We start from the raw sequence: 1,017 nt of genomic DNA, 5'->3' as shown, positions 1-1,017 counted from the left end.
GCGTCGACAACGCGGCATACGTGATCTTCACGTCGGGTTCCACCGGAACTCCGAAGGGCGTGGCGGTCAGCCATGCCGGGGTGCTTGGAGTAGCGGCCGCACATCACGATCTGCTCGGTGTGCCCGAGAGGGCTCGGGTGTTGATGGTGGCCGCGCCGACGTTCGATGCCTCGGTCTTCGAATGGCTGTGGGCAGTGGCCTCGAGGGCGGCGCTGGTGGTAGCCCCGCCGGATTGCTACGCCGGTGACGCATTGGCCGAGGTATTGGCGGGTCAGCGCGTCGATGCAGGATTGATCACGCCGACCGTTCTGGCGACGCTGGACCCAGCCCAGATCGATGGGCTGGACACGTTGGTGACCGGTGGCGAGGCGTGCCCGGCTGAGTTGGTGGCTGCGTGGGCCCCCGGTCGACGGATGTTCAATGCCTACGGTCCGACCGAGGTGACCATCTGGGCCACCTGGAGTGCGCTGTCGGTAGGCCAGCCCGTGCGCATCGGTGCTCCGGTTCCGGGTACGTATGCCTACGTTCTCGATGCACGGCTGAACCCGGCTCCCGTCGGGGTGGTGGGCGAGTTGTACCTGGCCGGACCTGCCGTGGCCCGTGGTTATGTCGGTCGTCCCGATTTGACTGCGGATCGCTTCGTGGCCAACCCGTTCGGGGCAGCGGGGTCGCGGCTGTATCGCACCGGTGACCTGGTGCGCTGGACCGAATCGGGCAGCCTGGAATACCTCGGACGCTCCGATGCACAGATCAAGCTGCGTGGGCAGCGCCTGGAACTGGGCGAGATCGAGAACACCCTGCTGGCCTGCCCGCAAGTGAATCGGGCTGCCGCCGCGGTATTCCACACGGACGCGGCGGACCACTTGGTCGCGTATGTCGCACTAGAGCGGGCCAGCAATGCTGACCACGATGCGGAAGTCGTCGATCAGTGGCAACACGTCACGCTCAGGCCGAGTCCCGCCCGGTCGTACGCGATCACCCGGGTGCAGCGGGCGAGAGGCGCCAGCACCGGCGTCC

At 67.2% G+C, this 1,017-nt stretch carries 1 protein-coding gene; it reads left to right on the top strand.

Features of this window, described 5'->3' with window-relative positions; all coding sequences use genetic code 11:
- Positions 1 to 1,017, top strand: a 1,017-nt coding sequence (locus tag AB0K36_RS34680; RefSeq protein ID WP_364601830.1) for an AMP-binding protein, incomplete at both ends; no start/stop codon positions are given.

The sequence above is a fragment of the Streptomyces kurssanovii genome, from assembly GCF_040677245.1.
GTDB lineage: Bacteria > Actinomycetota > Actinomycetes > Streptomycetales > Streptomycetaceae > Streptomyces > Streptomyces kurssanovii.
Note: the sequence above shows the minus strand (reverse complement) of the source record. Positions and strands in the feature narration are given on the sequence as shown.